Annotated in this window: 25 protein-coding genes, 2 tRNA genes and 1 other RNA gene; 9 read left to right on the forward strand and 19 right to left on the reverse strand. The window is 73.6% G+C overall.

The features are described 5' to 3' along the window. Positions 1-21 precede the first annotated feature (21 nt). The 7 genes from ACZ56V_RS15405 to ACZ56V_RS15435 form a co-directional block, all read right to left on the reverse strand. Positions 22-861, reverse strand: coding sequence for an RNA polymerase sigma factor SigF (locus ACZ56V_RS15405; RefSeq protein ID WP_398911227.1), 840 nt, complete (start codon positions 859-861; stop codon positions 22-24). A 191-nt stretch (positions 862-1,052) separates the two neighbouring features. Continuing rightward, positions 1,053-1,346, reverse strand: coding sequence for a Dabb family protein (locus tag ACZ56V_RS15410; RefSeq protein WP_398911226.1), 294 nt, complete (start codon positions 1,344-1,346; stop codon positions 1,053-1,055). Next, the gene (locus tag ACZ56V_RS15415) at positions 1,346-1,522 is read right to left on the reverse strand and encodes a hypothetical protein (RefSeq protein WP_052836888.1); all 177 of its coding nucleotides are present in this window, start codon (positions 1,520-1,522) and stop codon (positions 1,346-1,348) included. The genes ACZ56V_RS15410 and ACZ56V_RS15415 overlap by 1 nt, the downstream gene beginning before the upstream one ends. A gap of 88 nt (positions 1,523-1,610) precedes the next feature. Beyond that, positions 1,611-1,695: transfer RNA gene (locus ACZ56V_RS15420), tRNA-Ser, on the reverse strand. Between the two features lie 100 nt (positions 1,696-1,795). Beyond that, the gene (tadA, locus tag ACZ56V_RS15425) at positions 1,796-2,227 is read right to left on the reverse strand and encodes a tRNA adenosine(34) deaminase TadA (protein WP_398911748.1); all 432 of its coding nucleotides are present in this window, start codon (positions 2,225-2,227) and stop codon (positions 1,796-1,798) included. Positions 2,228-2,295: 68 nt separating this feature from the next. Next, the gene (locus ACZ56V_RS15430; RefSeq protein ID WP_104635001.1) at positions 2,296-2,847 is read right to left on the reverse strand and encodes a tRNA adenosine deaminase-associated protein; all 552 of its coding nucleotides are present in this window, start codon (positions 2,845-2,847) and stop codon (positions 2,296-2,298) included. 334 nt (positions 2,848-3,181) lie between these two features. Next, positions 3,182-3,424, reverse strand: coding sequence for a hypothetical protein (locus ACZ56V_RS15435; RefSeq protein ID WP_398911222.1), 243 nt, complete (start codon positions 3,422-3,424; stop codon positions 3,182-3,184). Between the two features lie 139 nt (positions 3,425-3,563). Between ACZ56V_RS15435 and upp the strand changes: the two genes are divergently transcribed. Then, positions 3,564-4,199, forward strand: coding sequence for a uracil phosphoribosyltransferase (upp, locus tag ACZ56V_RS15440; RefSeq protein ID WP_104634999.1), 636 nt, complete (start codon positions 3,564-3,566; stop codon positions 4,197-4,199). 16 nt (positions 4,200-4,215) lie between these two features. Here the strand turns inward: upp and ACZ56V_RS15445 are convergent, their stop codons facing one another. The 5 genes from ACZ56V_RS15445 to ACZ56V_RS15465 all read right to left on the reverse strand — a co-directional run bounded on the left by ACZ56V_RS15445 (position 4,216) and on the right by ACZ56V_RS15465 (position 6,709). Next, positions 4,216-4,830 carry a LytR C-terminal domain-containing protein gene (locus ACZ56V_RS15445; RefSeq protein ID WP_356370443.1) on the reverse strand — a complete coding sequence of 205 codons (615 nt, stop codon included), beginning with the start codon at positions 4,828-4,830 and terminating at the stop codon, positions 4,216-4,218. 135 nt (positions 4,831-4,965) lie between these two features. Continuing rightward, complete coding sequence (locus ACZ56V_RS15450; RefSeq protein ID WP_003999914.1) at positions 4,966-5,262, reverse strand: type II toxin-antitoxin system VapB family antitoxin; 297 nt, start codon at positions 5,260-5,262, stop codon at positions 4,966-4,968. 145 nt (positions 5,263-5,407) lie between these two features. Further along, positions 5,408-5,542, reverse strand: coding sequence for a hypothetical protein (locus tag ACZ56V_RS15455; RefSeq protein WP_274543298.1), 135 nt, complete (start codon positions 5,540-5,542; stop codon positions 5,408-5,410). A 77-nt stretch (positions 5,543-5,619) separates the two neighbouring features. Next, entirely contained in the window at positions 5,620-5,943 is a 324-nt protein-coding gene (locus ACZ56V_RS15460; RefSeq protein ID WP_468942560.1) for a hypothetical protein, read from the reverse strand. Positions 5,944-6,022: 79 nt separating this feature from the next. Beyond that, complete coding sequence (locus ACZ56V_RS15465) at positions 6,023-6,709, reverse strand: HdeD family acid-resistance protein (RefSeq protein ID WP_468942563.1); 687 nt, start codon at positions 6,707-6,709, stop codon at positions 6,023-6,025. A gap of 284 nt (positions 6,710-6,993) precedes the next feature. Between ACZ56V_RS15465 and ACZ56V_RS15470 the strand changes: the two genes are divergently transcribed. After that, positions 6,994-7,830: an MIP/aquaporin family protein gene (locus tag ACZ56V_RS15470; protein ID WP_398911747.1), complete on the forward strand. Its 837-nt coding sequence runs from the start codon at positions 6,994-6,996 to the stop codon at positions 7,828-7,830. Between the two features lie 18 nt (positions 7,831-7,848). Here the strand turns inward: ACZ56V_RS15470 and ACZ56V_RS15475 are convergent, their stop codons facing one another. Beyond that, positions 7,849-8,040, reverse strand: coding sequence for a hypothetical protein (locus tag ACZ56V_RS15475; protein ID WP_030190387.1), 192 nt, complete (start codon positions 8,038-8,040; stop codon positions 7,849-7,851). Between the two features lie 140 nt (positions 8,041-8,180). Here ACZ56V_RS15475 and ACZ56V_RS15480 point away from each other — a divergent pair, with 140 nt between their 5' ends. Beyond that, on the forward strand, positions 8,181-9,314 hold the full coding sequence (locus ACZ56V_RS15480) for a glutathione-independent formaldehyde dehydrogenase (protein ID WP_356370402.1): 1,134 nt from the start codon (positions 8,181-8,183) through the stop codon (positions 9,312-9,314). 48 nt (positions 9,315-9,362) lie between these two features. On the opposite strand, the gene ACZ56V_RS15485 is transcribed toward ACZ56V_RS15480, so the two are convergent. The 5 genes from ACZ56V_RS15485 to ACZ56V_RS15505 all read right to left on the reverse strand — a co-directional run bounded on the left by ACZ56V_RS15485 (position 9,363) and on the right by ACZ56V_RS15505 (position 15,529). Beyond that, on the reverse strand, positions 9,363-11,144 hold the full coding sequence (locus ACZ56V_RS15485; protein ID WP_468942567.1) for a copper resistance CopC/CopD family protein: 1,782 nt from the start codon (positions 11,142-11,144) through the stop codon (positions 9,363-9,365). A gap of 369 nt (positions 11,145-11,513) precedes the next feature. Further along, complete coding sequence (locus ACZ56V_RS15490; RefSeq protein ID WP_468942569.1) at positions 11,514-12,302, reverse strand: SDR family NAD(P)-dependent oxidoreductase; 789 nt, start codon at positions 12,300-12,302, stop codon at positions 11,514-11,516. Then, the gene (locus tag ACZ56V_RS15495) at positions 12,299-12,790 is read right to left on the reverse strand and encodes a cupin domain-containing protein (protein ID WP_468942572.1); all 492 of its coding nucleotides are present in this window, start codon (positions 12,788-12,790) and stop codon (positions 12,299-12,301) included. Before ACZ56V_RS15495 ends, ACZ56V_RS15490 begins: the two co-directional genes overlap by 4 nt. Continuing rightward, the gene (locus ACZ56V_RS15500; RefSeq protein WP_468942574.1) at positions 12,787-13,425 is read right to left on the reverse strand and encodes a GNAT family N-acetyltransferase; all 639 of its coding nucleotides are present in this window, start codon (positions 13,423-13,425) and stop codon (positions 12,787-12,789) included. Before ACZ56V_RS15500 ends, ACZ56V_RS15495 begins: the two co-directional genes overlap by 4 nt. Continuing rightward, the gene (locus ACZ56V_RS15505; RefSeq protein WP_468942577.1) at positions 13,418-15,529 is read right to left on the reverse strand and encodes a penicillin acylase family protein; all 2,112 of its coding nucleotides are present in this window, start codon (positions 15,527-15,529) and stop codon (positions 13,418-13,420) included. The genes ACZ56V_RS15500 and ACZ56V_RS15505 overlap by 8 nt, the downstream gene beginning before the upstream one ends. A gap of 82 nt (positions 15,530-15,611) precedes the next feature. On the opposite strand from ACZ56V_RS15505, the gene ACZ56V_RS15510 reads away from it, so the two are divergent. Both ACZ56V_RS15510 and ACZ56V_RS15515 read left to right on the forward strand, forming a co-directional pair. Continuing rightward, the gene (locus ACZ56V_RS15510; protein ID WP_468942580.1) at positions 15,612-16,337 is read left to right on the forward strand and encodes a siderophore-interacting protein; all 726 of its coding nucleotides are present in this window, start codon (positions 15,612-15,614) and stop codon (positions 16,335-16,337) included. Positions 16,338-16,362: 25 nt separating this feature from the next. Next, positions 16,363-16,956 (forward strand): HhH-GPD-type base excision DNA repair protein, encoded by a 594-nt coding sequence (locus tag ACZ56V_RS15515; protein ID WP_468942583.1) that lies wholly within the window; start codon positions 16,363-16,365, stop codon positions 16,954-16,956. Positions 16,957-17,204: 248 nt separating this feature from the next. Here ACZ56V_RS15515 and ACZ56V_RS15520 read toward each other — a convergent pair. Further along, a tRNA-Ser gene (locus ACZ56V_RS15520) sits at positions 17,205-17,292 on the reverse strand. Between the two features lie 74 nt (positions 17,293-17,366). Between ACZ56V_RS15520 and ffs the strand changes: the two genes are divergently transcribed. The 4 genes from ffs to ACZ56V_RS15540 all read left to right on the forward strand — a co-directional run bounded on the left by ffs (position 17,367) and on the right by ACZ56V_RS15540 (position 23,433). Continuing rightward, positions 17,367-17,461, forward strand: an RNA gene (gene ffs, locus ACZ56V_RS15525) — signal recognition particle sRNA small type. Positions 17,462-17,507: 46 nt separating this feature from the next. Further along, positions 17,508-19,868, forward strand: a complete 2,361-nt coding sequence (locus ACZ56V_RS15530) for a DNA polymerase III subunit gamma and tau (protein ID WP_468942585.1) — start codon at positions 17,508-17,510, stop codon at positions 19,866-19,868. 96 nt (positions 19,869-19,964) lie between these two features. Next, entirely contained in the window at positions 19,965-21,215 is a 1,251-nt protein-coding gene (gene purD / locus ACZ56V_RS15535; protein ID WP_356368867.1) for a phosphoribosylamine--glycine ligase, read from the forward strand. Between the two features lie 307 nt (positions 21,216-21,522). Further along, complete coding sequence (locus tag ACZ56V_RS15540; RefSeq protein WP_468942588.1) at positions 21,523-23,433, forward strand: M48 family metalloprotease; 1,911 nt, start codon at positions 21,523-21,525, stop codon at positions 23,431-23,433. The last annotated feature ends 122 nt before the right edge of the window (positions 23,434-23,555 follow it).

The raw sequence follows: 23,555 nt of genomic DNA on the forward strand, positions 1-23,555 counted from the left end.
CCCTCGGAGTCCCCGCCGAGCTTACGCGTCGATCCGGTTCGCGGACCTCAACCGCTGGAAACTACGCGCCAGTAGCCGTGAGACGTGCATCTGGGAGACGCCGAGTTCGGCACTGATCTGGGACTGCGTGAGGTTGCTGTAGTAGCGCAGCAGCAGAATCCGCTGCTCCCGCTCGGGGAGTTGGACGAGCAGGTGGCGCACCAGGTCGCGGTGCTCGACCCCGTCCAGCGCCGGATCCTCGTAGCCGAGCCGGTCGAGCAGGCCGGGCAGCCCGTCGCCCTCCTGGGCGGCCTCCAGCGAGGTGGCGTGGTACGACCGTCCCGCCTCGATGCAGGACAGCACCTCCTCCTCGGTGATGCGCAGCCGCTCGGCGATCTCGGCGGTCGTCGGAGAGCGCCCGAAGGCGGTGGTCAGGTCCTCGGTGGCGCCGTTGACCTGCACCCACAGCTCGTGCAGCCGGCGCGGTACGTGCACCGTGCGGACGTTGTCGCGGAAGTACCGCTTGATCTCCCCGACCACCGTGGGCATCGCGAACGTCGGGAACTGCACGCCCCGCTCCGGGTCGAAGCGGTCGATGGCGTTGATGAGCCCGATGGTGCCGACCTGGACGACGTCCTCCATCGGCTCGTTGCGGGAGCGGAACCGGGCGGCGGCGTAGCGCACCAGCGGGAGGTTGGCCTCGATGAGCGCCGCGCGCACCCGGTCGTGCTCCGGCGTGCCCGGGGTGAGGCCCTTCAGTTCGCCGAAGAGCACCTGGGTCAGGGCCCGGGTGTCGGCACCACGGCTGCGCTGCGGCGCGGGGGCCTCCTGGGCCTGGGCGGGCGGCGCGGGCGGTGCTTGAGGCGCAGTACTGGCCGGCACGGTCAACTCCACCTCGTGATCTGTCAACTCTTCCGTCAACTCATCCGTCAAAAGCGGTCATAGCATCACAAGACATGTCCACTGTGTGCAAGCACCGCATAACGTCGTGTTGAGTGAACGCGAAAGGCCCCGCACCGGACTGGTGCGGGGCCGGGGCGCGGGCCGAGGGGGCTCAGGGGCCCGCGGTGGTACTAGAACTCGTAGTCGGCGATCACCCAGGTGGCGAACTCCCGCCACAGCGCGACGCCCGCCTGGTGCGCCGGGTGTTCGAGATAGCGCTTGAGGGCGTCGGTGTCGTCCACCGCCGAGTTGATGGCGAAGTCGTAGGCGATGGGCCGGTCGCTGATGTTCCAGGCGCACTCCCAGAAGCGGAGGTCGTCGATCTGTCCGCCGAGCGCCCGGAAGGCCTCGACACCCTCCACGACGCGCGGATCGTCGCGCCCGACTCCGTCGTTCAGCTTGAACAGCACGAGATGGCGGATCATCACTCTCCTCCGTTGGCGGCCCAGGTCATGAAGTCGCCCACGGCGCCCGCCGCGTCGGATATGCCCTGGAAACCTATCTGTACGTAGTCGGCTGCCTTGGCCGGATCCGTGATGATCACGTACAGCACGAAGACCACGAGCACATAGACGGCGATCTTCTTCGAGTTCACCGCCACCGCGGCCTCCCCTGTCCCTTTCGACTCACGCCTTCGGTCGCTCATGATCGCACGAAGGGCCCCGTCTTTCGACGGGGCCCTTGCAAAGCGGTAGCGGAGGGATTTGAACCCTCGGTGACTTGCGCCACACTCGCTTTCGAGGCGAGCTCCTTCGGCCGCTCGGACACGCTACCGAGACAGACCTTACAGCACGGAACGGCATGCTCAGAAATTGGTATCGCGGCCGACGAACGGCCGTACGGGCAGCCGTCCCGGCACCCCGTACGGACCGGGTCAGCGGTCGCGGAAGAAGTCGGTGAGCAGCCGGGCGCAGTCGTCCGCGAGCACGCCCTCGATCACCTCGGGCCGGTGGTTGAGACGCCGGTCGCGCACGACGTCCCACAGGGACCCGGCCGCGCCCGCCTTGTCGTCGCGGGCGCCGTAGACCACGCGGTCCACGCGGGACTGCACGAGCGCGCCCGCGCACATCGTGCAGGGCTCCAGGGTGACGACGAGCGTGCAGCCGGACAGCCGCCACTCGCCCAGTTCCACCGCGGCCCGCCGGATCGCGAGGACCTCGGCGTGGGCCGTCGGGTCCCCGGTGGCCTCGCGTTCGTTGTGCCCGGCGGAGAGCACGGTGCGGCCGTCCGGCGCCAGCACGACGGCGCCGACGGGCACGTCCCCGCCCTCCGCCGCCCGACCGGCCTCGGCGAGGGCGAGCCGCATCGCGGCCCGCCACCGGTCGCGCACCGGATCGGGCGGTGCCTCCTCGGGCCACTGACCGGCCGGCGCGGTCAGCGGACGGTCTCCAGGACGTCGGCGGCGCCCAGGGCCTCGGCGATCTCCCCGACCGCGTCCCCGGACATCGAGCGCAGTTCCTTCTCACTCACCCCGAGGTCGTCGAGGACCTCGGCGTCGCCGACCGGCCCATGCGGCACGGCCTCGCCCGAGCCGGCGGCCGCGGCGGTGCCGTCGCCGTCGCCGTCGTCCTCCTCGTCGTCGGACTCGCCGTCCTCCGTGCCGTCGAGGTCGAGGGCGTCGAGGTCGTCGCCGGCGTCACCCGGTTCCCGGCCGAGCAGCTCGTCGGTGAGCAGGATCTCGCCGTAGCTGCTGCGGGCGGCCGCGGCGGCGTCCGAGACGTAGATACGAGGGTCCTCCTCACCGTCCACCCGGACGACTCCGAACCACGCGTCCTCCTGCTCGATCAGCACGAGCACCGTGTCCTCGTCGGGAGAGGCCTCCCGGGCCAGGTCGGCAAGATCCGACAGGGTCTCCACATCGTCGAGCTCTGTGTCGCTCGCTTCCCACCCGTCTTCGGTGCGCGCGAGCAGTGCGGCGAAGTACACCGTGACTCTCCCACTGGTCCTAGGCGTGCCGGTTGGGGATCCCCCCGGCGGAGGCTACGGGCGGGGGAGCGGTGCTCCGAGCCCCACCCACTCGGAATCGTGGCAGAAACAAGGCACTCAGGGGACGTCTTCGGCGCCCTGTGTCCGGCTGTTTTGACCGGCGTCCCGGAAGGTGCGTACCCGGGCAGCCGCCCAGCAGCGCTCTCGTCGCCGCCACGTGCGGATCGTACGCGGATTCTCGCGGTCCCCGGGTACGTCCGTCACCACCAACGTCGGCGCGGCGCGCGATCTTCCCCGGCCGGGTCAGGAACTTCTCCCGGGAGCCGGGGAGGGACTACCACCGGAAGGTGCGCATGCGCATCGCGTGCCGCAGCCGGGCGGTCTTGACGCGGCGCGGCTGCACACGGTCCCGCAACTGGCGGGCCTCCGCCAGATCGCGCAGGAACTGGGCGCGGCGCCGACGCCGTTCCGCCTCGCGCTCCCGCTCCTCCTCGGGCACCGCACTCGGCTCGGCCCCGCGTTCCCTGCCCCGCCCTCCGCCGGGGGACGGCGTGTTGTGGAAGTCCCGGTCAGGCACAGTCTCACCACCCAGCGTCCGTATCTCCCCCCTTCCCCCGGCCGGGCGGTTTGACGCCCGCGAACGAGTGGATCCGCGGTCCGCGGCCTTGCCCGCCGCGGGGACGCCGCCCCCACGGCGCCCGGTTACTGTGGGGGACATGCGTCTCCACGTCGTCGACCACCCCCTGGTCGCCCACAAGCTCACCACGCTGCGCGACCAGCGCACCGACTCCGCGACCTTCCGCCGTCTCGCCGACGAGCTGGTCACCCTGCTCGCCTACGAGGCCACGCGCGACGTGCGCACCGAACAGGTCGACATCCACACGCCGGTCTCGCAGACCACCGGCGTCAAGCTCTCCCACCCGCGCCCGCTGGTGGTGCCGATCCTGCGGGCCGGTCTCGGCATGCTCGACGGCATGGTCCGGCTGCTGCCGACCGCCGAGGTGGGCTTCCTCGGCATGGTCCGCGACGAGGAGACGCTCCAGGCCTCCACGTACGCCACGCGCATGCCGGACGACCTGTCCGGCCGCCAGGTCTACGTCCTCGACCCCATGCTGGCCACCGGCGGCACCCTGGTCGCGTCCATCAAGGAGCTGATCAAGCGCGGCGCCGACGACGTGACGGCCGTGGTGCTGCTCGCCGCCCCCGAGGGTGTCGAACTGATGGAGCGCGAGCTGGCCGGCACCCCGGTGACGGTCGTGACGGCCTCGGTCGACGAGCGCCTCAACGAGCAGGGCTACATCGTCCCGGGCCTCGGCGACGCGGGCGACCGCATGTACGGAGCGGCCGAGTAGTACCCCGGCGCCCCGCTCAGCAGCTCTTCTTCTCCGCGGCGGGCGTCGACCGCGGCGCGGTCAGCTTGGCCAGCGCCGTGTCGGCGTCCGCGCGGTTCGCCAGCCCCTTGAAGCCGTTGCCGATGATGAGGTCGACGGCGGCGCCCTTGCGGGCCGCGTCGGCGCGGTGCTCGGCGCCGGGCAGCTGCGTGCCGAGCACGGGGAGCGCACCCTTCAGGGAGGCGGCCGGCCCGAGCAGGAGCCCCGTGCCGGTGACCTTCTTGTCGTACTCCTTGGGGGCGTTGCTCACCTCGCCCACGCGGAAGCCGCGCTTCTTCAGCTCGTCCGCGGTCTTCTGCGCCAGGCCGCCGCGGGTCGTCGCGTTGAGCACGTTGACGGTGACCTGACCGGGCTTCGGCAGCACCGCGGCAGCCGGCGAGGCGCTGGCCCGCGCGGTGGTGACACAGCCCGCGGCACCGGCCGCCGAGGCCTTGTCGCCGCCGGTGAAGACGTCGATGAGCTGCAGCGTGCCCCAGCCCAGCACTCCGAGAACGGTGACACAGGCGACGGCGACGAACGCGACGCGGCCACGTCGGCGGGCCGGGCGCATCCGCGGGTACTTGTCCCCCGTGATCTTGTACTGGCCACCCATGCCGGGAGGAGTCAGCATGCTCATGGGCGCAGCGTAGTGCGCCGGAGCGGTGATGCCTATTAGATGATCAGTCGACGTTCCGCGGTTCGGCGCAACGCAACCCGAAAGGGTCAAGCGGAAGCCCGTCGGCGCCCGTCAGTCGAGTTCGAGGACGCGGGCGTGCAGCACTTGACGCTGCTGCAGCGCGGCACGCACCGCCCGGTGCAGACCGTCCTCCAGATACAGATCGCCCTGCCACTTCACCACATGCGCGAAGAGGTCGCCGTAGAAGGTGGAGTCCTCGGCCAGGAGCGTCTCCAGGTCGAGCTGGCCCTTGGTCGTCACGAGCTGATCGAGGCGGACCGGGCGCGGCGCGACGTCCGCCCACTGCCGGGTGCTTTCCCGGCCGTGGTCGGGGTACGGCCGGCCGTTTCCGATGCGCTTGAAGATCACACGGAAAGCCTACCGGCCCGGACGTTGCGGGCGCAGCCATGGCGCCGGAGTGCGGCGCGGGAAAAGACGCCGTAAACCGGATCAATCGGCACTCCGCCGTCGGCGGGGACGGGGCGTGCCCGCCCCCGCCGCCCGGACGCTCCCGTCAGCCGCGCCTCCGTTCCCGCACCGGGAGCCGCCGTTCCTCGGCCTCCCGGGGTGCGGAACCGGGCTTGGGCGTACGGCGGGCGGCTTCGGCGCGCAGGAGGGCGCGCAGGACGGCGTAGGGGTCGTGGGGCATGGCGATTCCTCGTTCCTGGTGCGTGACGTGTTCGTCCCTGTCCGCGGGGGACCGGCACCGGGGCCGGTCCGGCGCGGTCAGCAGCGCAGAACGACGGAGCGCGGGCCGCGGGGAAGGGCCGCGGCCCGTTCGGAACGAGCCTCGAATCGCAGGGGCGGGCGCGCCACGAAGGACGGCGGGACCGGCGGCACCACGGTGGCGCGCCGGCCGGTACGGCCCACGACGCGCACGGCGGAGTCGAGATGGTCGTACTCCCCCGCCGACCCGCCCGCTCCGGCCACCACCGTCACCGGTGCCGACTGCACCGTCACGTGCGTGCAGGGCACGATCAGCGCGAGCAGCAGCACCAGGGCCCGCAGGCAGGCGCCACGGCGGGCGGCGGCGGGCGGGGCGGGTCTCATCTCACTCGTGTCCCCGCCCGGCGTACGCCGCCCATCGCACCGGCGGCGAGAACCGCCCGCTCGGCGTAGGGCGGGCGGTTCACAGGGCGCGCGGTACCTGACGCGCCCGCCCCCGCAGCCGCACCGCCGTGACGATCTCCACGACGCCGACGACGACCAGCCACCACCCGCCGACCAGCATCAGGACGGTGGCCGACTCGACCGGCGAGTCGATCAGGACGACGCCGGCCACGACGGTGACGGCACCGAGGAAGATCTGCCAGCCGCGGGCGGGCATCGCCGGGTCGTGCGCGGCGGCCACGATCTGGGTGACGCCGCGGAACAGCCAGCCGATGCCGATCCAGAGCGCGAGCAGCAGCACCGACTGCAGGGGGCCGCGGAAGCAGAACAGACCCAGCAGGATCGACACCGCGCCGCTGATGAAGGCCAGCGCCCGCAGCGAGGTCCGCCGGTGCGTGCCGAAGGCGGCGGCCAGTTGGAGGACGCCACTGATGACGAGGTAGAGGCCGAAGAGCACGCCGGCGGCGAGCAGCGAGGCGCCCGGCCAGACCAGGACCAGGACGCCCAGGACCAGCGAGGCGACACCGGTGAACAGCACGGTCTGCCAGGCGGCGCGGGACAACAGGTGCAGCGGCCCCTCGAAGGCCGGCTCGGGCTCGGATTCCTGCCGCCCCGCACCCGGGCCGTGCGCCGTCCCGTACCGGGCGTGCACCCCGCGGTCGTCGTACGGCGTCCCACCGGGGGACCCGCTAGGTGGTTCGGTCATGCCCCATGCTGTGAGCAGGCGAGACCCGGATGCCACCCGGGTTGGGCCACGGGGCTGACGTGCCCCGGCGTGGAGGCGGGTGCCGAGCGGGCCCGGGGCTTCTGTGTGGCGTTGCTCCATAGAGGGGGAATATCGCGTGCCATCAGGTGGAGTCACCCGGTTGAGCATCCGAGCGGCCTTTTTCCGGGTATGGGCGGATTGGTCTGTTCCGTTCCAGTGAAGGAGGGCCGGTGGCCGAACGCATTGTTCATCGACGCGGTTATCGAAAGGGCCTCGGTGGTGAGATGTGCGCCGAGTTCCTGGGGACGTTCGTCCTGATCCTGTTCGGCGTCGGCTCGGTGGCCGTCGCGGTCGCCGGGCTGCCGGGCTCGGGACGCCAGACCGCGGACTTCGGACCCGCCAACTGGCTCATCATCTCGTGGGGATGGGGCCTGGCCGTCGTGTTCGGCGTCTACGTCGCCGGCGGCATCAGCGGAGCGCACCTCAATCCCGCGGTGACCCTGGGGTTCGCGGTCCGGCGCGACTTCCCGTGGCGCAAGGTCCTGCCGTACTGGCTCGCGCAGGTCGTGGGCGCCTTCGTCGCCGCCGCGCTCGTGTACGCCTGCTACCGGTGGGCGATCGACGCGGCCATCACCAAGGCGGGCGAGACGCGGGAGACCTCGCTGAACACCTACTCGATCTTCGCCACGTTCCCCGCCGAGTACTTCGGAGACTCCTGGTGGGGTCCCCTGCTCGACCAGATCGTGGGCACCGGGATCCTGCTCCTGCTGATCTGCGCCCTCATCGACACCCGCAACACGGCTCCGATGTCCAACCTCCACCCGTTCCTCATCGGGCTCGTCGTCGTCGCGATCGGTCTCACCTTCGGCACCAACGCCGGGTACGCGATCAATCCGGCCCGCGACTTCGGCCCCCGCCTGTTCACCTTCTTCGAAGGATGGGGCGCCATCGCCCTGCCCGGCACCTTCGACTGGTTCAGCGGCTACTGGTGGATCCCCATCGTCGGCCCGCTCATCGGCGGTGTCGTCGGGGTCCTCGTGTACGACCTGCTCGTCAGCCCGGTGCTCAAGGCCAGGCTGACCGAGCGCGAGGAGGGACCGGCCACCGAGGAGCCCTCCTGACCGAGGAGTCCCGGCCCGCTAGCGGTCGGCGATGTCCTCGCGGAGTCCGTCGGAGAACTCCCACCACGACAGCGGAAGCCAGTCACCGTTGACGAAGGCGTCGACGGTGGCGCCGCGACCACGGACGGTCACCGTCGTGCCGGGCGGGTAAGTGGTGCCGGACAGGCCCGGCACGGGAACCAGCAGGGTTCCCAGTCGTTGCGCTGACACCCTCTGGCCTCCTTTCGCGATGTGCGGTGGGCGTCTCGTTCGCCCGAGATTCCCGAGATTACCGACTTGCCCCGTCTCATCGACCGGAGAACCATGAGAGATGGGTCACGGAAATCCGCGCGCGGACGGAGGTCACGACCATGAGGGCTGTCGTTTACAAGGGACCGTTCACCGTCGCGGTCGAAGACGTCGACAAGCCGGGCATCCAGCATCCGAACGACGTGATCGTGCGCGTCACGTCGACCGCGATCTGCGGCTCGGACCTGCACATGTACGAGGGGCGCACCGCAGCCGAGCCCGGCATCGTCTTCGGTCACGAGAACATGGGGATCGTCGATCAGGTCGGGCAAGGTGTCACGGGCCTGAAGGAGGGTGACCGCGTGGTCATGCCCTTCAACGTCGCCTGCGGCTTCTGCACCAACTGCGCCGAGGGGTACACGGGTTACTGCACCACCGTCAATCCCGGCTTCGCGGGCGGCGCGTACGGCTATGTGTCCATGGGGCCCTGGCAGGGCGGCCAGGCCGAGTATCTGCGCGTCCCGTACGCCGACTTCAACTGCCTGAAGCTGCCCGAGGGAGACGCGCACGAGACCGACTTCATCCTGCTCGCCGACATCTTCCCCACCGGTTACCACGGCTGTGAACTCGCCGGCGTTCGTCCCGGCGAGAGCGTCGCGGTGTACGGCGCCGGGCCCGTCGGGCTCATGGCGGCCTACTCGGCGCTGCTGCGCGGCGCGAAGCAGGTCTTCGTCGTCGACCGCGTCCCGGAGCGGCTGCGGAAGGCCGAGGAGATCGGCGCGGTGCCCGTCGACTTCTCCGCGGGCGACCCGGTCGAGCAGATCAAGGAGCAGACCGATGGCGCCGGCACGGACAAGGGCGTGGACGCCGTCGGCTACCAGGCCACGGCGGGCGGAACCGGCGAAGAGGAACCGGCGACCGTTCTGAACTCGCTCGTCAACACGGTCCGGCCCACCGGTGCCCTGGGCGTTCCCGGGCTCTACGTCCCGGCCGATCCGGGCGGTCCGGACGAGCAGGCCAAGCAGGGCATGCTCCTCGTCGCGATCGGCAAGCTCTTCGAGAAGGGGCTGCGGGTCGGGACCGGGCAGTGCAACGTCAAGCGCTACAACCGCTATCTGCGAGACATGATCATCGAGGGCAGGGCGAAGCCGAGCTTCGTCGTCTCCCACGAACTGCCCCTGGACCAGGCTCCGTCCGGCTACGACAAGTTCGACAAGCGGATCGAGGGCTACACGAAGGTGATCCTGCACCCGTAGCGCCCGCAGTGCCCGTAACAGCGGTGGCGGCCGCGGCGCCCGTGCGGCTCAGGACACGACACGTATCCGGCGCTCCTCGCTCACCTGGTCCACCTCGGACACCCGGACCGTCGCCTTCATCGTCCACACGCCGGGCAGGGGCAGGGTGACGGTGTTGGCGCTCCAGTAGCCGCCCCGGTCGACCAGGTCCGCCTCCAGGGGGCCGATGTCCTTGTCGGGGAGGGTGAAGGAGAGGCGCAGTTCGGGTACGGCGGCCAGGCTGCCGTCGGGGCCGAAGACGACGGCCTGGACGGCGTTGTCGCCGGTGCGGCCGGGGTCCAGGGTGATCTGGACCGTGCCGCGGCCGGCCGTGCCGATCTCGAACGGGATCGTGGTGACGGACGCGGGCAGCACACCGCCCGCCGGTACGGCCGCCCGCGCCGCCTCGTCCGCCGCGCGGCCGGGCAGGGTGGCGGTCAGCACGGTCGTGACCGCCAGCACTACGGCGGCGACGACGGCCTCGGCCAGGACGGAACGGCGCAGACCTCGGCGGAGGAGGAGGGAATCGGTGTCGGGGGCGGCGCCGGTCTCCGTATCGAGGGGCGACGGTTCCGGCGCCTCCGGCGGCGGCCCGCCCGCTGGCTGCGGCACCCGCAGGTCCGCCCGGTCGGGCTCCCGTACGGCGACCGACGCCGTCACCAGTGCCGTCGTCCACCTCCGGGACACCGCCGCCGCGGCCAGCAGCACGGCCACCAGGAGCACCTTGACCAGCAGCAGCCTGCCGTACGCCGTCCCGGTGAGCGCCTCCCAGGAGCCGAGGCCGCGCCAGGACTGGTAGACGCCCGTGGCCACCAGGACGGTCACGGAGGCGAAGGCGACCCGGGAGAAGCGGGCGACGGTGGCGGCGTCCGCGGTGGAGCGCAGGGTGAGGACCAGGGCGGTGAGGCCGCCGAGCCAGACCGCGGTGGCGAGCAGGTGCAGGGTGAAGGACGTCATCGCGACGGGCACCTGGATACCGGCGGACGCGTGTTCCGCGGCGGCCCACGTCAGGGCGAGGCCGACGGCCAGGGCGCCGCCCAGCGCGACGACGAGGGGTCCGCGCCGCCGGTGCGGGTCGGCGCGGGACACCCGGACGAGGAACAGCGCGACCGGGGCCAGCAGCGCCAGCCTGATCAGCAGCAGCACGCCGGGGCGCGCGGTGAGGGTGTCGGCGAGCGCGCCGGCGTCCAGGGCCGAGGACGGGCCCGTCCCCGCCTCGTACGGGGCGCGCAGCACCAGCAGGGCGACGGTGGCCGCCAGCAGGGTCCACCAGCCCGCCACCAGCGGGCGACGCAGCGGGGCCGGGTCCGGCGGGCGGCACAGGGCGACGAAGGCGGCGGTGCCGATGAGAAGGACGGCGGCGAGGTAGGCGAGGTAGCGGGCGAGCTTGTGGAGGGTCGCGGTCAGCGGGTCCTCGGTGGGGCCCGGGTCCACGGCGGCGGACGTCTGCGACGGCTTGCCCACGGAGAAGGTGAAGGCGCCGGAGACGGGGTGGCTGTCGGCGGACACCACCCGCCAGGCCACGGTGTACGTGCCCTGCCCCAGCTCGCCCGGCAGCGCGAGACGGGCCGTGTCGGCCCGTCCGTCCGCGTGCCCGGCAGCCCCCGTGCGGACGCGGTGACCGCCCGGGTCCAGGACGCGGAAGGAGTCGTCGCGCAGGCCGACGGACTCGCTGAAGGTCAGGGTGACGTGGCCGGGGGCCCGCTGGAGGACGGCTCCGTCCCCGGGATCGGTGGAGCTGAGGGCGGCGTGGGCGGACGCGGACCCGGCGCCACCGAGGAGGAGCAGACCCAGCACGGCACCCAACACCACCAGCCGCCGAACTCCCCGGCGGCCCCGGCCGGCCCGATGGTCCGGGCGGTTCCGGGCGTCCCGGCCGGCCCGGTTGTCCCGAGGGCCCCAGCGGTCCCGGTCTTCCCGGCCGGCCCAGCGACCCCGGCGGTCCGGGCGATCAGGCGTGTCCCGACTTGCCTCGCCGGCCCGGCGGTCCCGGCTGTCCCGGGGAGCACTCGGGGTCCTGCGGCCTCCGTGGTCCCGGGGTTGTGTCCGGTCCCCTCCCTTCGCTCGTCCCGGGTGTCCAGCGTGCGTACCGTCGCCACACGTCACGTCGCATCTCCGTCGTCGGGACCCAGTGCCTCGGGGATACGTACGGACGCGGAGGCCGCCGCGCTCAGTGGCTCCTCACCACGACGGGCGTGCCGTCACCCCGCCGTCCACCACCAGGTCGTGGCCGGTCACCCAGGACGCCAGCCGGGAGGCGAGGAACACGCACGCGTCGCCCACGTCCTCCGGGCGCCCGAGCCGTCCCGTCGGCGCCGCCCGCAGCCATCGCCGTACGCCGTCCGGCCAGGACTCGGCGAGTCCGGCACGGTCGACGAGGCCGGGGGAGACGGAGTTCACCCGGACGCCCCACGGGCCGTACTCCAGCGCCGCCGACCGGGCGTGCATCACGACCGCCGCCTTGGAGGCGCTGTAGTGCGCGTGCGCGGGGGCCGGTGCGACCGCCTCGATGGAGGCGATGTGGGTGACCGAGCCGCCGCCGTCCTGGGCCCGCATGACGCCGGCCGCCGCCTGCGTGCACGCGAAGACACCGGTGAGGTTGGTGTCCACCACCGCCCGCCACTCGGCCGCCGTCATGCCGGGCAGTTCCCGCAACGGCTGCACGCCCGCGTTGTTGACCAGCGCGGTGAGCCGTCCGCCGCCCCAGTCGGCGGCTTCCTCCACCAGGCGCCGGCAGGCGTCCTCGTCGGTGAGGTCGGCGCGCAGGACGGCGGCGCGTCCGCCACGGTCGCGGATGCGTTCCGCCACCTCCCGGGCCGCCGCCACCGACGTACGGCAGTGCACCGCCACCGCGGCGCCCTCCTCGGCGAAGCGCAACGCGATCCCCCGGCCGATGCCGCCGCCCGCGCCGGTGACCAGCGCGACCTGGCCGTCGAGGAGAGGAGGGGAGGGGTAGAGGGAGGGGGTCATGGGCGGCACAGTGCCATGATGCGCGCGGCCTCGGCCGGGTAGCGCGCCGTGAGGCCGGCGGCGTCGCCGTGCTCGTAGTCCCCGTAGGTGAACCCGGGCGCCATCGTGCAGCCGAAGAGCGCCCACCGGCCGCCCGCCGCCACCCTGCCGCCCATCCAGGTGTCCGCGGGGACCGTGAACTGGACGTGCTGCCCGCCGAGCACGTCCGGTCCCAGCACGGCCGTGCGGGCGCTGCCGTCCGGGGCGAGGAGCAGCAGTTCCAGCGGGTCGCCGAGGTAGAAGTGCCAGACCTCGTCGCCCGGCAGGCGGTGCAGGGCGGAGAAGTCGCCCGGCCGGGCGGTGAGCAGGGCCACGATGGCGGTCCCCGCGGGGCGTCCGTCCGGGCGTTCCGGCCCGGCCCAGGTGCGCCGGAACAGGCCGCCCTCGCGGGGGATCGGTTCCAGCGCGTAGTGCGCGATCAGGTCCTCGGCGGTCGGCGCGTCAGTCACCCGGCGAACGCTACCTCCCGGCGCAGAAAGGCGAGTTGCGCCTTCTTCTCGGGCAGGTGCACGTCCGGCAGGTCCACCTCGGGCAGCACCACCCGGGGACCGGCGGTGAAGCCCTGCTTGAGGAAGCGGGCGATCGCCTTCTCGTTGTCCACGTCCGGGTCGACCACGATCCGCGTCCGGTCCAGGCCCAGCAGCACGTATGCCATGAGGGCGCCCGACAGGGCGGCGGTCCAGCCGGGACGCGCGCCCCCGGTTCCGGCGGGTGCGAGGAGCAGGTGGACGCCGATGTCGCCCGGCTCGGTGTCGTAGCACTCGCTCACCCGGTCGGCCGCGGGGTCGTAGGTCTGGAACAGGGCGACCGGCTCGGCGTCCTTGACGACCAGGAAGGCGTGGTGGGTGTCGAGGGTGTCCATGTGCGCGTATATGTCGGCGACCTGCTGCTCCGTCAGGCCGTTCATGCCCCAGAAGGCGGCCCGTTCCCCGCTCACCCAGCCGTGGACCACCCGGGCGTCCGCGGCGGGGTCCAGGGGGAGGATGCGGACGGTTCCGAAGCCGTCCAGGTGCTGCTCGTGGACGGGGGTGCGGGAGGAATACGGGGGCGTGGGCGGGTGTGCGGGCGCTTGCGGGTCAGTCATCGGATTCCTTCGTGAGCCGGTCGAAGTCGGTGACCACCGGGGCGAGTTCCCCGTCGAGCCACAGGGGCTGCTGGTCGCGGTGGTGAGGCGAGCCCGGGAGGCCCGAGGCGCCGTGCGGCACCACCCAGCGGCTGTTCCCGCGGTCGGCCAGGTCCCAGACGTACCGCGCGGCCGGGCCGCGTGCGGCGCGGTCGGTGAGGCCGGGCACGGGGGAGGTGCACAGCACGCAGTCGTGGTCGCCGGAGAGGCCGGGTTCGTCCCCGCGGGCGGCGGCGGTGTCCGGCAGCGCCCGCCAAGGGGCCAGGCGGTGGGTGTCGCCCCAGGTGCCGGCGGGCGGCCGCGCGGCGACCTCCTCGAGTGCCGCGCGTACCGTCGCCGCGCGGTCGATGCCGTACAGGTCGTCCGCGCGCAGGAGGTGTTCCAGGGCGTACGCGACGCGCGGCACCAGCGCGAGCCACGGCTGCAGCACCTCGGGGTACGCGGGTGCGGCCGAGGCGGACGCCAGGGCCGGGTGCGCCGCCAGCCGCCGTACGACCGCCGCCCGTACGGCCGCGTACGCCGCCGCGTCGGCGCTGTCGGCGTCCATGCGGCGGTCCCAGGCGAGGAGGCGGTCGCGGAGGGTGGCGGCCTCGGGGGCCAGGGCGGTGCTCGCGGGCGGGCCGGTCAGGGCGGCGAGGTGGTCCAGGAGGGGGCCGGCCGACGCCAGGTGGGTGTCCGTGTGGATCGCGGGCATGTCCGCCGCCGACCAGTGCTCCTTGCCCGCGAGCAGGGCGGCGATGCGCTCGGCGCGGTGCGGTGGGGCGAACTCGACACCCAGCGGGGTGGACGGGCCGCGCTGGTTGGCCATCACGGCGACGCCGTCGGTGAGCCCGGCGCGGGGCGGGGTGTGCCAGCCGGTCCACGCGTGGCCGGGTTCCCAGGCGGGCACCGGACGCAGGCCGTTCGCGGCGGGGCGCACCGGGACCCGGCCCGCGACCCGGTGCAGCAGGCCGCCCTCCGTGTCGGCGGCCTGCACCACGTTGACCGGCTCGGCCCAGGCGTCCAGGGCGCGGTCCACGTCGGCGACCCGGCGGGCCCGCAGCAGCGGCAGCAGCGCGCCGAAGCCGAGGTCGGCGGTGACCCGGGGCGGGTAGCGCAGGCTGAGGGCGGTGGGGGTGCCGTCGTCGAGGCCCTCGGGGCCGCCGGCGATCACCGGGCCGCGGTCGGTCTCGATGATCTCGACCTCCACGGTCTCCCGCTGCCCCGCGTCCCCGGCGACGTCGATCGTCTCCGTGTGGCGGGCGGCGCGGTGCCAGGTGCCGTCCGGGCCGAGCGCCTCGACGCCGGCGCCGGTGCGGCGCAGGCGCTCTCGGTACAGGTCCTGGTAGTCGGCCATCGCGTTGGTGATGGCCCAGGCGACCGTGCCGGTGTGACCGAAGTGGGCGACGCCGGGGACGCCGGGCACCGCGAGGCCGACGACGTCGAACTCCGGGCAGGAGAGGTGGATCTGCTGGTAGACGCCGGGGTCCTCGATGAAGCGGTGCGGGTCCCCCGCGATGAGCGCGTGCCCGGTGGTGGTCCGCTCGCCGCTCACCAGCCAGCCGTTGCTGCCCGCGGTGCCGGGGCCGTCGGCGGCGAAGAGGGCCACGGCTTCCGGGCCGAGGTGCGTGGAGACGTGCTCGCGCCAGAGCTTGGCGGGGAAGCCCGCGAAGAGGATGTGCGTGGCGAGCCAGACGCCGAGCGGGGTCCAGGGGTCCCACTGGCCGGGGGTGAGACCGGTACGGGCGAACTCCGGGGCCGGTTGCCCGTTCCCGGCGAGCCCCTCGTTCACGCCGTCGACGTACGCGCGCACCCAGGCCGCCGTCTCCGGGTCCCGCTGCTCCAGGGCGGTGAAGCAGCGGCGTGCGGTGTCCGCGAGCCGGGCACGGCGGGCGAGGCGGTCCCAGGACAGGGCCCCGGGTCCGAGGAAGGCCGCGGAGGTGCCCTGGGCGCGGTGCCGCTCGACCTCCAGTTGCCAGGCGCGGTCGCGGGCGGTCACCCGCCCCTGGGCGCGGGCGAGTGCGTGCGGGGTGTCCGCGCGCAGGTGCGGGATTCCCCAGGCGTCGCGGTAGGTCTCGGCGCTCACCCCTGTGCCTCTACTTTCCTTTAGGTTAGGCTCACCTAAGTTTGTGGTCGTGGCCGAATAGTACGTGAAAGGTGAAGGAAACATGGGGCAGGGGCGGGGCTGGGAGGGCGCGGTCCTCAAGCTGATGCGCGCGAAGGACTTCGAGTTCACCGTGACGGGCGTCGAGGACGTGACCCCGCACTACCGGCGGCTGCGGCTGAGCGACGGCGGCATGCTGGCGGTGACCGGCGTCCACCCCACGATGTGGGTGCGGCTGTGGTTCGACAACGCGGGCAGGCCGCACCAGCGGGGGTACACGCTGGTGGACCCGGACCCGGCGGCCGGGACCTTCGCCATGGAGTTCGCCCTGCACGAGGGGTGCGCGAGCGACTGGGCGCGGGCGGCGAAGCCGGGGGACACGATCGAGGCGACCGTCCAGGGCACCGGGTTCGAGGTGCCGCGGCCCCTCCCCTCGCGGGTCTTCGCGGTCGCGGACCCGGCGTCCCTGCCCGCGCTCAACTCCCTGCTCGACGCGCTGGGGCCGGTGCCCGCGACCGTCTGGTTCGAGGGCGGTACGGACGACGGCCTGCCCTTCCGCACCGACCCCGCACGGCACGAGGTCCGCGCGGTCGCGCGCCGGGACGCGGGGGCGCATCTGGTGGCGCGGGTGAAGGAGGAGCTGCCGGAGCTGCTGGCGGCGGCCTCGGAGCCGTTCGTCTGGATCGCCTGCGACACGGCGACGACGCGGGCGCTCTCGTCGTACGTCCGCAAGGAGCTGGGGGTGCCGAAGCAGCGGGTGAACGCGCTGGGGTACTGGCGCGCGACCTGAGCCCGTACGCGCGATCATCGGGACCATGGACGTCACACTTCACCTCGCCCAGGACCCCGAGGCCGACGAACTCCTCGGGCGCAGCCCGCTCGCCGCGCTGGTCGGCATGCTGCTGGACCAGCAAGTGCCCATGGAGTGGGCGTTCAAGGGTCCTTCGACCATCGCGCGGCGCATGGGGGCGGAGGACCTGGACGCGCACGACATCGTCGCGTACGACCCCGAGGGGTTCGCCGCGCTGCTCTCCGAGAAACCGGCGGTACACCGCTACCCCGGGTCCATGGCGGGGCGGGTGCAGCAGCTGTGCCGGTACCTCGTCGAGACGTACGACGGTGACGCCGAGGCCGTCTGGCGGGGGGTGTCCACCGGCAAGGAGTTGCTGAAGCGGCTCCAGGAGCTGCCGGGGTTCGGCAAGCAGAAGGCCCAGATCTTCCTCGCGCTCCTCGGCAAGCAGCTCGGCGTGCGTCCCGAGGGGTGGCGGGAGGCGGCGGGGGCGTACGGAGAGCCCGACGCGTTCCGGTCGGTCGCGGACATCAGGGGGCCCGAGTCCCTGACCAAGGTACGGGCGCACAAGCAGGAGATGAAGGCGGCGGCCAAGGCGGCGAAGGCCGCCGGCAAGTAGGCCGGGTCGTCGAGAGGGTCGCCGAGGAGAGAGTCCACTCATTTCATCGACTGACTGACCGCTCAGGCCTCCCGATCGCCGGCGTGCTCAACAACGCCGGCATCTTCCCCACCCGCCCCGGCACGAACGCTCTCGGCTGGGACCTCGCCTACGCCACCAACACGGCTCCCCGCGGAAGAGCCGCACCAGATGTTGATGGCCCCCGCTGCAAGCAGCGGGGGCCATCAACATCGTGCCCGGTGAGGCACTGGCGGAGGATACGAGATTCGAACTCGTGAGGGGTTGCCCCCAACACGCTTTCCAAGCGTGCGCCCTAGGCCTCTAGGCGAATCCTCCGCCGAGAACATTACATGACGCCGGGGAGTGCTTGCGAACTCGTTCCGGGGGCCCCACATCGGGTAACGTGTGGCCCAGCCCCTCACGCGGCGCTATCTGACTGAACTCCCCCAGGGCCGGAAGGCAGCAAGGGTAGGTCGGCTCTGGCGGGTGCGTGGGGGGCGTCTCCTTTGCGGGCGGTCCGGTTGTCGGTGGGCGCCTATAACCTCGTATGCGTGTCGTCTCTCGCGCTCTACCGCCGTTACCGCCCGGAGTCCTTCGCCGAGGTCATCGGGCAGGGGCATGTCACCGACCCGCTGCAGCAGGCTCTGCGGAACAACCGGGTCAATCACGCGTACCTGTTCAGCGGTCCGCGCGGCTGCGGCAAGACGACCAGCGCCCGGATCCTGGCGCGCTGCCTGAACTGCGAGCAGGGCCCCACACCGACCCCGTGCGGCGAGTGCCAGTCCTGCCGCGACCTCGCGAGGAACGGGCCGGGTTCGATCGACGTCATCGAGATCGACGCCGCCTCGCACGGTGGCGTGGACGACGCCCGTGACCTGCGTGAGAAGGCCTTCTTCGGGCCCGCCTCCAGCCGGTACAAGATCTACATCATCGACGAGGCCCACATGGTCTCCCCGCAGGGCTTCAACGCCCTGCTGAAGGTCGTCGAGGAGCCGCCGGAGCACCTGAAGTTCATCTTCGCGACCACCGAGCCCGAGAAGGTCATCGGGACGATCCGGTCGCGGACCCACCACTATCCGTTCCGGCTCGTACCGCCCGGCACCCTGCGCGACTACCTCGCCGAGGTGTGCGGCCGGGAGGGCATCGCGGTCGAGGAGGGCGTGCTCCCGCTCGTGGTGCGGGCCGGCGCGGGCTCCGTGCGTGACTCCATGTCCGTCATGGACCAGTTGCTCGCGGGCGCCGGCGCCGACGGTGTGACCTACGACATGACCACCGCCCTGCTCGGCTACACGGACGGCTCGCTGCTCGACTCCGTCGTCGAGTCCTTCGTCTCCGGGGACGGCTCCGCCGCCTTCGGGGTCGTGGACCACGTGATCGAGGGGGGCCACGACCCGCGGCGCTTCGTCACCGACCTGCTGGAGCGCCTCCGCGACCTGGTAATTCTCGCCGCCGTGCCCGACGCCGCGGAGAAGGGGCTCATCGACGCCCCCGCCGACGTGGTCGAGCGGATGCGGGAGCAGGCCCGGTCCTTCGGCGCCGCCGAGCTGAGCCGTGCCGCCGACATCGTCAACGAGGGGCTCACCGAGATGCGCGGCGCCCACTCGCCGCGCCTCCAGCTGGAGCTGATCTGCGCGCGCGTGCTGCTGCCCGCCGCGTACGGCGACGAGCGTTCGGTGATGGCCCGGCTGGACCGGATCGAGCGCGGGGTGCAGTTCTCGGCCGGCGCGGGCGCGCCCGCCATGGGGTACGTGCCCGGACCCGAGGCGCATGCCGGTGCGGGGGGCGCGGCGCCCGCCGCGGCTCCGGTTCCGCCGGGCGGCGGGCCCGCCGCGGCCCGTGCGGCGGTACGGGGGCAGGGCGCCGGTGCCCCGGCGGGCGCGCCGGGCGGCGGCCCTTCCGCCGACGCGGCGGCCGGTGCCGTTGGCGGCGCCGGCCCCGATGCCGGTGCCGGTCCTGCCTCCGACGCGGGCGGCCCTCCCGCCGGTGGCGGACACCCGCAGGCCGCACCTCCTTCCGGCGACCCCGCGCCCGCCGCACCCGCACCTGCCACACCCCCGCCCGCCGCCGCTCCGGCCTCGGCACCCGCGCCCGGCGCCTGGCCGACCGCGGCCCCGGCGGGTGGCGGGCGCCGCCCCGGCGGGTGGCCCACGGCGGCTCCGACGGGCGGTGGACAGGCCCAGACGCCGGCCCCCTCCGGACCCTCCTCAGGACCCGGTGCCGGCCACACCTCGACTCCGGCCTCGGCTCCGGCGCCCGCGGCGCCCGCACCCGCGCCCGGCTCCCCGCCGCCGGGGGCCTCCGGGGTCGACCCCCGGTCGCTGTGGCCCAACATCCTGGAAGCGGTCAAGAACCGCCGTCGGTTCACCTGGATCCTGCTCAGCCAGAACGCCCAGGTGACCGGCTTCGACGGCACTTCCCTGCAACTCGGCTTCGTCAACGCCGGAGCCCGCGACAACTTCGTGAGCAGCGGCAGCGAGGACGTGCTGCGGCAGGCCCTGGCCGAGCAGTTCAACGTGCAGTGGAAGATCGACGCCGTCGTCGACCCGTCCGGCGGCGGCTCCGCGCCCCCGCCCGCCGCGGGCCCGTCCGGCCCCTCCGGCGGCTTCGGCGGGTCCGGGGGCGGTGGCTTCGGCGGCGGTGGCGGGGGCGGCTTCGGTGGCGGCACGCCCGCCCAGCGGCCGTCGTCTCCCGCGTCCGCGTCGGCCGCGCCGCCCCAGGCCCCCGCCCCGTCCCCGGCGCCCGCTCCGGCCCCCGCGCCCCGGCCCTCGGCGCCCGAGCCGCCCCCGGTCTCCCCCGAGGACGACATCCCCGAGGACGACGATCCGGACCTCGACGAGTCGGCTCTTTCCGGCAAGGAGCTGCTGGTCCGCGAGCTGGGCGCCACGGTGGTCGAGGAGATCGCGAACGAGTAGCCCCCGCCGGGCCTGGAGGAAGGCACAAGTCTCCCGTCCGGTCCGTTCGGAAGCCCGCACAAACCGCACCGGCCCGTTCCCATTAGGCTTCACCCCGTGAAGGTCCTTGTCATCGGCGGCGGCGCCCGCGAACACGCCCTGTGCCGTTCCCTGTCCCTCGACCCCGACGTCACCGCGCTGCACTGCGCACCCGGCAACGCCGGTATCGCCGAGGTCGCCGAACTGCACCAGGTCGACGCCCTCGACGGCGCGGCCGTCACCGCGCTGGCCACCCGGCTCGGCGCCGAGCTGGTGGTCGTAGGGCCCGAGGCGCCGCTGGTCGCCGGGGTCGCCGACGCCGTCCGCGAGGCGGGCATCCCGGTCTTCGGCCCGTCGGCCCAGGCCGCCCGGCTGGAGGGCTCCAAGGCGTTCGCCAAGGACGTGATGGCCGGCGCGGGCGTGCCCACGGCCCGCTCCTACGTCTGCACGAACCCCACCGAGGTCGACGCGGCCCTCGCCGCCTTCGGCGCTCCCTACGTCGTCAAGGACGACGGGCTGGCCGCGGGCAAGGGTGTCGTCGTCACCGACGACGTCGAGGCGGCCCGCGCGCACGCGAACGCCTGCGACCGCGTCGTCATCGAGGAGTTCCTGGACGGCCCCGAGGTCTCCCTCTTCGCCGTCACCGACGGCGAGAACGTCCGCCCGCTCCAGCCCGCCCAGGACTTCAAGCGCGCCCTCGACGGCGACGAGGGTCCGAACACCGGCGGCATGGGCGCGTACTCGCCGCTGCCCTGGGCCGACCCGAAGCTGGTCGACGAGGTCGTGCAGAGCGTGCTCCAGCCGACCGTCGACGAGATGCGCAGGCGCGGCACGCCGTTCTCCGGGCTCCTCTACGCCGGGCTCGCGATCACCTCGCGCGGTGTGCGCGTGATCGAGTTCAACGCCCGCTTCGGCGACCCCGAGACCCAGGTCGTGCTGGCCCGTCTGAAGACCCCGCTCGCCGGTCTGCTGATGGCCGCCGCCACCGGCAACCTCGCCGACCTCGAGCCCCTGCGCTGGAGCGACGAGGCGGCCGTCACCGTGGTCGTCGCCTCGCACAACTACCCCGGCACCCCGCGCACCGGCGACCCGATCACCGGCCTCGACGCGGTGGCCGCCGAGGACGCCCCGCACGCCTACGTGCTGCACGCCGGCACCCGCGCGGAGGGCGACGCCGTCGTCAGCGCCGGCGGCCGCGTCCTGTCCGTCACGGCCACCGGAGCCGACCTCACCGAGGCCCGTGACCGGGCCTACCGGGCCGTCGCCCGCATCGGCCTCGACGGCGCGCAGCACCGCACCGACATCGCCGCGAAGGCGGCCGGCGCGTAACCCCTCGCCCCTCCCGGTCACGCACCCGGCAGGCCCCGGCTCCGTCCCAGGAGCCGGGGCCTGACCTTTGCTGTGTGTCTCCACCTTTCCCCAAAGCCATTCCATCGGGTGACCGAAGGGCTATACGGCTGACGGGGGCGAGGGCCCCAACTATGGTGCCGCGCAAGCATTCCGGCACTTGGCCCACCGGCATTGCGATGTCAGTGCCGGGTGCCACAGTGGGTGGAGTGAGTAACACCCGAAGCACAGCAGAGCAGCAGGACGGTCCAGGACAGACAGGACAGCGATGAGGGGATGAGGTCCGGCCGTGACCGGTATCGGTGGAGTGGAGATGGGCGCGCAGGCCGCGCGTTCCCGGGCACTGGCGGTGCTGCGGGTGCGCAGCCGCGCGCTGGCCGTGGTCCTGCTGCCCGCCGCCGCCGCGGTGATCCTCCTCGTCGGCGGCTCCACCGGGCGCCTGGCGGGCGGCGGCTGGGACGTCCTGCGCTGGGTCGTCTCCGTCCTCGCGGTGTTGGTGCTGCTGGCCGCCGCCGGGGTCGCCCTGGTCGTGGCCCGCTCCCGGCCCGCCGTGACCCCCACGGTCACGGTCGCCGAGGAGTCGGCGCCCGACCTCTACCGCATGGTGCGTGACCTGGCCGACCGGCTCGACGTCCCCGCCCCCTCCGCGATAGCGCTCACCCCGGACTGCGACAGCTGGCTGGAGGACCGCACCCATCCGGCCCACGGTCCGCCGCCCGCGGAGAAGCACGACGACCTGGCCGGCCCGGGCGGACCCGCCCACCGCCGGAGCGCCGCCGCGCCCGTCCTGGTCATCGGCTCACCGTTCCTGTGGTGGATGCGGGTGGGCGAGCTGCGCGCCGTCCTCGCCCCGGTCGTCGCCGGTACGGGGCCCTCGGCGCACCCCGACATAGCCGCGGCCCGGCGTTTCATACGGGGCCTGGACGCCGCCGTGGCAGTGGCCTCGGCGGGCCGACGCGACCCGCTGTCCCGTGTGGCGTGCGCGGGCCTCGGCTGGGCGTCCCGGCTGCTGCTGCGCAGCTGTCGGGGGCACGCGGCCGAGATGGAGCGCGGGGTCGCGGCCGCGGCCGCCGAGCGTGCACAGGCTGTGGACTACGGTCTGCGGATCGTCGCGCAGGAGCAGGTCGGGCTCGCCTACGCGGGCTGGGACCGGCTGCTGACCCGGGTGGCGCTGCCCGCCTGGCGGATGGGCCGCTGGCCCTCCCGGCTGGACGTCGGGGTCGTCGCCGCTCTCACGGAGCTGTCCCGCCGGGACCGCCTGGCCGAGGGCTTCGCCTCCCGCCTGGGGGAGCGTCCCGCCTGTGACCTGCTGGAGGAGCCCGGGGTGATGGACGAGGCGGTCTCGCTCCTCGCCGCGCGCCTCTTCCACGGCGGGCCCGCCGAGACCGGTCCCGACTGGTCGCCGGTGGGGTGGGAGGAGTATCCCGAGGAGGTCGTCGACCGGACCTGGCGCACGGACGCGGCCCGCCTGCACCGCGTGCTGGACACCCTGGGGGTCCGCCGCGCCGCCGAGGGCACCGCGCCGGGCACGGACGGCCCGACCCTGGCCCGCGTCCTGGACCACCTCACGACCCCGGACGCCGCGGTCACCGTCACCCCTGCCGCCGCGACCGGCACCCGCGCGGACGCCGACGCCGAGGCGGAGACCGGGAGCGGCCCGGACACCCCCACCGACGCCCCGCACCCGCCGTACGGCGACCACGACGCCCCGCACCCGGCCCACCCCGGCCCCGACGCCCCGGCCGGCGCCCCCGACGACGAGGACGACCTCGCCGGTACCACCGCCCGTGGTGCCGCCCTGGCCGCCGGGCTCAGTGCCCAGCTGGCCCGCGAGGAGGCCGAGGTACGGCCCGCCGGGGCCCGGGTCCCCGCCTCCGCCCCGGGGCCGGCCGCCGGTCCCGACGCCGCCCTCTGGGACGACCGCGCGCTGCCCCTGTTGCCGTTGCAGCCGCCGCGCACCGGGCGGGAGATCCTCACCGCGCACATCACGGCGATGGTGTGCTGCGCCGCGATGGACACCGCCGGCGCGGCCCCCGCCCTCGACTGGCTCGACGGGCCGTCGCTCCTCTTCGACGGTGCCCGCACCGCGGACCTGGCGTCCAGCGTGCTCAGCCTCGTGGAGACCGGCGACCCGGGGCCGCTGCGCGCCTGGATGACCGACCTCGGCATACGGCCGGAGAAGCCGGTGCGCCTGGTCTGACTCCTGGAACGCCCGTCCGCCCCGCCCGCCCGGCGCCCACTGCGCGCCCCGGGTTCCGGCGAATCGGACCCTCCCATTCCACTTTCGGCCACTTCGCAACGAACAGTGACAGCCCACGTGCG

The organism is Streptomyces sp. NPDC034099 (assembly GCF_055575415.1).